5 protein-coding genes are annotated in these 6,550 nt (G+C 37.6%); 3 read left to right on the top strand and 2 right to left on the bottom strand.

Features of this window, described 5'->3' with window-relative positions; genetic code table 11:
• Window positions 1-52 precede the first annotated feature (52 nt).
• Complete coding sequence (locus CKK03_RS20795; protein WP_099364419.1) at window positions 53-595, bottom strand: transcription repressor NadR; 543 nt, start codon at window positions 593-595, stop codon at window positions 53-55.
• A gap of 171 nt (window positions 596-766) precedes the next feature.
• Window positions 767-2,446, bottom strand: a complete 1,680-nt coding sequence (ilvD, locus tag CKK03_RS20790; protein ID WP_099364418.1) for a dihydroxy-acid dehydratase — start codon at window positions 2,444-2,446, stop codon at window positions 767-769.
• 337 nt (window positions 2,447-2,783) lie between these two features.
• Here ilvD and gnd point away from each other — a divergent pair, with 337 nt between their 5' ends.
• The 3 genes from gnd to CKK03_RS20775 all read left to right on the top strand — a co-directional run bounded on the left by gnd (window position 2,784) and on the right by CKK03_RS20775 (window position 6,501).
• Window positions 2,784-4,196 carry an NADP-dependent phosphogluconate dehydrogenase gene (gnd, locus tag CKK03_RS20785; protein WP_099364417.1) on the top strand — a complete coding sequence of 471 codons (1,413 nt, stop codon included), beginning with the start codon at window positions 2,784-2,786 and terminating at the stop codon, window positions 4,194-4,196.
• 191 nt (window positions 4,197-4,387) lie between these two features.
• Window positions 4,388-5,656, top strand: coding sequence for a nickel pincer cofactor-dependent isomerase, group 22 (locus CKK03_RS20780; protein ID WP_099364416.1), 1,269 nt, complete (start codon window positions 4,388-4,390; stop codon window positions 5,654-5,656).
• A gap of 74 nt (window positions 5,657-5,730) precedes the next feature.
• A complete protein-coding gene (locus CKK03_RS20775) occupies window positions 5,731-6,501 on the top strand; it encodes an SDR family oxidoreductase (protein WP_099364415.1) in 771 nt (256 codons plus the stop codon).
• The last annotated feature ends 49 nt before the right edge of the window (window positions 6,502-6,550 follow it).

The following is a 6,550-nucleotide window of genomic DNA, read 5'->3' as shown; positions in this document are numbered from 1 at the left end:
AAAATGTCCTTTACAAGGGGTACACTTTATCAAGGCTGTTGCTTAATTCATTTTACTCGTCACTAAATAAGATATTCTCTTCGCGTAAGGCTTCACAGGCTGCATTGATTTTTTCAATGGAATCCGCCTCAATCGTATGTAGATGAACGCCATTTGTCAGCAATGAGAGAAGGGTGGCCTTTGTTTCAGTTACTCTTTCGACAAAACGTTTTACCTCGAATCGATTTTTAATCATTAATGAACCTGTAATATCTCCATATACCGGATGTTCCACAATTACATCACGTACGGTCACTCCATGATCAACCAAAATATTCAGTTCTGTCGCAGTTTCCTCAGATGTGTGTTTACACGCAATAATACGTGTAAAATTTTCTTGCTTAGGCTGTTCTTGCAAATAGATATAGCCTTGGCTAGTTGCAACGATTGGTTCATTTTTCGCCTTTAATAACGAGATATCCTGAACAATGACCTGACGGCTTACATTTGCTCGTCTTGATAACTCCTCGCCAATGATTGGGGTGGGGCTTTCCTTTAACCATTTAATAATCGTTTCTCGCCGTTGTTCGCCTAATAATTTTTTATCTCCACTCACTATATTCACTCCATTTAAAACGGTTTTTTTCAAAGTCACCACTAATACGATAGACAAAAATAATTATATTTCTTATTTTATCAGCAAGTTCTTACCTAAACAATTCTCAAGGTATCACAAAGTAAAAAGCCTGATTCAGATTGAACCAGGCTTTTTTAATAGATTATTAGATTATATTTTCATTATACCACCAGTACTTGCATTAGTTACAAGTTTTGAGTAGCGTGCAAGATAGCCTTTTTTCACTTTAGGTTCAAAACCTTTCCACTCGGCTCTACGTCTTTCAAACTCTTCATCAGAAATTTCTAATGTAATTTTACGATTATTTAAATCTAACTCAATCATGTCGCCATCTTGAACGAATGCAATTGGGCCACCTTCAGCAGCTTCTGGAGAGATATGTCCGATCGAGATTCCTCTAGATGCACCTGAGAAGCGTCCATCTGTTATTAAGCCAACTTTAGCACCAAGACCTCTACCAACAATTTGAGATGTAGGAGCTAGCATTTCTGGCATACCTGGACCACCTTTAGGGCCTTCATAGCGGATTACAACAACATCGCCTTCTTTTACTTTACCAACAATGATTCCAGAAAGAGCATCTTCTTGAGAATCATAGCAAACAGCAGGGCCTCTGTGGTATCCGCCAACCGAAGGATCAACCGCTCCTACCTTAACGACAGCACCCTCAGGAGCAAGGTTACCAAATAAAATGGCCAATCCACCTTGTTCGGAATGTGGATTTTCAAGTGGACGGATAACATCGTGATCGGTAATCTCACAGCCTTCCACATTTTCACGTAATGTTTTACCTGTAACCGTTAAGCAATCTCCATTAATGGCACCAGGCTTTTTGAGCAATTCATTAATAATTGCACTAACGCCACCCGCATTGTGTACATCTTCAATATGATGGTCAGAAGCAGGGGCAATTTTTGCTAAGTGTGGAACACGAGCTGCGATTTCATTAATACGTTCTAAAGAATACTCAATTTCAGCTTCATTTGCTAACGCAAGAGTGTGAAGTACTGTGTTTGTTGAGCCACCCATTGCCATATCTAAAGCAAATGCATTGTCGATTGTATCAACTGTAACAATATCACGTGGTTTAATATCTTTTTCTATTAAATTCATTAATTGTTTAGCAGATTTTTTAACAAATTCTTTTCTTTCTTCGGAAACGGCTAGAATTGTTCCGTTACCTGGAAGAGCAAGACCTAGTCCTTCAGCTAGACAGTTCATTGAGTTTGCTGTGAACATACCAGAACAAGATCCGCAAGTAGGGCAAGCAAATTGTTCAATTTCTGTTAATCTAGCTTCATCAATCTTACCAGATTGAAAAGCACCAACACCTTCAAAAACAGAATTAAGGTTAAGTGGATTTCCTGCCGCGTCACGACCAGCTTTCATTGGACCACCACTAACAAAGATAGTAGGGATGTTTAGACGCATCGCTGCCATCATCATACCTGGGGTGATTTTGTCACAGTTTGGAATACAAACCATTCCATCAAACCAATGTGCAGATACAACTGTCTCAACTGAGTCGGCAATAATCTCACGACTTGGTAGGGAATATCTCATTCCAATATGACCCATTGCAATTCCATCATCAACACCAATTGTGTTCATTTCAAATGGAACTCCACCAGCTTCACGAATTGCTTCCTTTACAATTTTTCCAAACTCTTGTAAATGAACATGTCCTGGAACAATATCGATATATGAGTTTACTACTGCTATAAATGGTTTGTTAAAGTCCTCTTCTTGTACTCCTGCTGCACGAAGCAAGCTTCTATGAGGAGCTCGATCAAATCCTGATTTAATCATGTTACTACGTAATTCTGCCATTTAAGTTACCTCCATATTAAATGATGCCTAAAATCAAAAAATTTAAATTATTACTCATTGTAACACTATTTTTAAGATAATCAATTAATAAATTTATGAGATTTATAAAAAAGGTAGTTTAAGAACTTCATAGAAACTACAAATTTCAACAGTTGACGAATTGATGCAAACAGTATATTCTTCTATATATAAATAATTAGTTTAGGAAACAAATTAATTATTTGGACGCTACATAATCTTTTAAAAATTATTGTCATAATCACTTTAAAAGATACGCAAAATAACATCATGATGTGTTTTCTATCATTGAATACATAAGTAGAAAGGTATGATTTAAATGTCTAAGCAACAAATTGGTGTAGTTGGATTAGCAGTAATGGGTAAAAACTTAGCGTTAAATATAGAGAGCAGAGGCTACTCTGTTGCTGTTTTTAACCGTTCATATGAAAAAACAGAAGAGTTCCTTAATAATGAAGCAACTGGCAAAAACTTTGTTGGCGCAAAAACGATTGAGGAATTTGTAAATTCCCTTGAAAAACCACGTAAGATTTTATTAATGGTTAAAGCTGGCCCAGCAACCGATGCAACAATTGATTCCCTAAAACCATATCTTGAAGAAAATGATATCCTAATTGATGGTGGGAACACATTCTTCCAAGATACAATTCGTCGTAACAAAGAATTAGAATCAACAGGCATCCACTTCATCGGAACTGGAGTTTCTGGTGGGGAAGAGGGAGCATTAAAAGGTCCTTCAATTATGCCTGGTGGACAAAAAGAAGCATATGAACTTGTTGAGCCTATCCTAACAGCAATTTCTGCTAAAGTATCAGGCGATCCATGTTGTACATATATCGGACCAAACGGTGCAGGACACTATGTAAAAATGGTTCACAACGGAATTGAATACGGCGATATGCAATTGATTTGTGAAGCTTACTTCATTCTAAAAAATGTTCTCGGATTAAGCACTGACGAACTTCATGAAGTATTTGCTGAATGGAACAAAGGTGAACTAGATAGCTATTTAATTGAAATTACTGCAGATATTTTCACTAAAAAGGATGAAGAAACAGGTAAACCACTTGTTGATGTTATTCTCGATACTGCAGGTCAAAAAGGTACTGGTAAATGGACTAGCCAAAACGCACTAGATTTAGGTGTTCCACTACCAATTATCACTGAATCTGTATTTGCTCGTTTCATCTCCGCAATGAAGGATGAGCGTGTAAAAGCAAGTCAAGTTCTTTCTGGTCCATCTGCTGAAGGATTTAATGGAGATAAACAAGAGCTTATTGAAGCAGTACGTAAAGCACTTTACTTAAGTAAAATCATTTCTTATGCACAAGGTTTCGCGCAAATGCGTGTAGCTTCTGAAGAATATAATTGGAATTTAAACTACGGTGAAATTGCAATGATTTTCCGTGGTGGATGTATCATCCGTGCACAATTCCTACAAAAAATTAAGGATGCTTATGACCGTGACGGCCAATTAGCTAACCTTTTATTAGATCCTTACTTTAAAGAGATTGCAGAAGGTTATCAATCATCATTACGTAAAGTCATCTCAGTAGCAGTTGAAAAAGGAATCCCTGTTCCATGTTTCTCTAGTGCTATTGCATACTATGACAGCTACCGTACTGATACATTACCTGCAAACCTTCTTCAAGCACAACGTGACTACTTCGGTGCTCACACATATCAACGTGTAGACAAAGAAGGAACTTTCCATACAAACTGGATGGAATAAAACACATTGTTGGGGTTTCAACATTGGAACCCCGGCTTTTGTTTGTTAAAATTGCATCATCCGATGTAAGGGATTACATATTCACTAATTGTTTGTTGTCATTTAACTTAGTTTAAATACAGACACAGTTTTGTGAAAACGCGTAAACTAATTCTATAGATGGAACGTTTTATATAAGGAGGAGTTTTATCATGGGTATTCTCCAAGAGTTATTACGGGATATTCCTGTTCCAAAAATGCTCAAAGTGAAACAAAATTTCGATGATTCAAAAATCGAAAATTTAGTAGAAGAGTTAACAAATAAACTACAACGTGAAGAAGTAAAACAAACGATTAAACCCGGCATGGAAATTGCAATTGCAGTAGGTAGCCGTGGAATTGACCGTTTAGTTGACCTCACAAAAACAACAGTTCAATTTATTAAAGAACAAGGTGGTACTCCTTTTATCGTACCTAGTATGGGAAGCCATGGTGGAGCAACAGGAGAGGGACAACGTGAAGTTTTAAAACATCTTGGTGTGACTGAAGAAAGTGTTGGCTGTGAAATTCGCTCTTCAATGGAAGTTGTAAAGCTGGGCGAATTAGCAAACGGATTACCTGTTTATATTGATCAATATGCTTCAAAAGCTGACGGTATTGTAGTTATTAACCGCGTTAAACCACATACAGCCTTCCGTGGTTCTGTAGAAAGTGGTATTCAAAAGATGATCAGTATTGGCCTAGGTAAACAAAAAGGAGCAGAAGCTTGCCACCAATTAGGTTTTAAATACATGGCAGAAAATGTTCCAGCTATGGCGCAAATGATCATGGAAAAAACACCTATTCTTTTTGGTGTGGCAACTGTCGAAAATGCATTTGACAAAGTTGCTGTACTTGATATTATGCTCCCAGATGAAATTGTCGAAAAGGAACCTGAACTTCAAGCACAAGCAAAAAAATTACTACCAAAGCTATTCTTCGATCAAATCGATGTCCTTGTCATCGATCAGATTGGAAAAAATATAAGCGGCGACGGTATGGATCCTAATATTACGGGTCGCTATCCTACTCCATATGCACACGGTGGTCCTGAAGTGAATAAAATGGTTGTTCTTGATCTCACTCCAGAAACTGAAGGAAATGCAAACGGTGTTGGTACTGCCGACTTCACGACACAACGACTTGTGGATAAAATGGACCGCGAATTCACTTATGCGAATGGACTTACTTCAACGGTTGTGGCACCAACAAAAATTGCAACAACATTACCAAACGATAAAGAAGCAATCCAAGCAGCAATCAAAACATGTAATATCTTAGATTTTACAACGGTTAAAATGGTTCGTATTAAAGATACATTACATGTAAGCGAAATTGAAGTATCGGAAGCGTTACTTGATTACATTAAACAACATCCAAACATGGAACAGGCTTCGGATCTTTACGATTTCGATTTTGACGAAAACGGAAACCTACAGTAATTCTTGTTATGTGGGGGTTAATCCCCCATAAACAGATTTCGGTATTATTACATAATAAAAAAAGGGGAATAGACATGACTAAATTATTTGACTTAACTGGAAAAACGGCTGTAGCTATTGGTGGAAATAGTGTCCTAGGTTCTTCTATTTGTAAAGGATTTGCTGAACATGGCGCTAAAGTTGCTATCGTTGGACGTAACCTTGAAAAAGCAGAAGCGGTTGTAAAAGAAATTGAAGCAGAAGGTGGCGTTGCGAAAGCTTTCGCAGCAGACGTACTTTCACGTGAATCACTTGAAAATGCTGCAAATGAAATTGTAGCTTGGTCAGGTGGAATTGATATCCTCCTAAATGCACCAGGTATGAATAGTCCTACTCCATTCTTTGAACTTGACATGGACGAGTATGACAAAATCATGGACGTTAATCTAAAAGGTTATGTGGTTGCTACTCAAATTTTCGCAAAGAGAATGATTGAACAAGAACGCAAAGGAAGTATTATTAATATTTCTTCCGTTTCTTCTACAACACCTCTATCTAAAGTATTTACGTATTCAGTATCAAAAGCTGGTGTTAACAGCATGACTCAGTTCTTAGCTAGAGAATTTGCTCCACACGGCATTCGTGTAAATGCAATTATTCCTGGATTCTTCCCAGCTGAACAAAATCGTAAAATCTTAAGTGAAGAGCGTATTGCATCCATCATGGGTCACACTCCAATGAATCGTTTCGGGAACCCAGATGAGCTAAAAGGAGCTGCTGTCTTCTTAGCATCAGAGAACGCTTCAAGCTTTGTAACTGGTACATTCCTTCGCGTTGATGGCGGGTTTGGAAGCATGACCATCTAATTCAAACTTCTTTTATGCGTCATGAGGCGATATATATAAAGTAGACATC

The sequence above is a fragment of the Fredinandcohnia onubensis genome (genome assembly GCF_002734215.1).
Classification (GTDB): domain Bacteria; phylum Bacillota; class Bacilli; order Bacillales; family Bacillaceae_L; genus Ferdinandcohnia; species Ferdinandcohnia onubensis.
This window is presented reverse-complemented; position numbering and strand designations above follow the sequence as displayed.

Bases quoted from the DNA above. Each gene is read 5' to 3' on its own strand.
- ilvD (WP_099364418.1), bottom strand. From the start codon at position 2,446: ATGGCAGAATTACGTAGTAACATGATTAAATCAGGATTTGATCGAGCT.
- gnd (WP_099364417.1), top strand. From the start codon at position 2,784: ATGTCTAAGCAACAAATTGGTGTAGTTGGATTAGCAGTAATGGGTAAA.
- CKK03_RS20780 (WP_099364416.1), top strand. From the start codon at position 4,388: ATGGGTATTCTCCAAGAGTTATTACGGGATATTCCTGTTCCAAAAATG.
- CKK03_RS20775 (WP_099364415.1), top strand. From the start codon at position 5,731: ATGACTAAATTATTTGACTTAACTGGAAAAACGGCTGTAGCTATTGGT.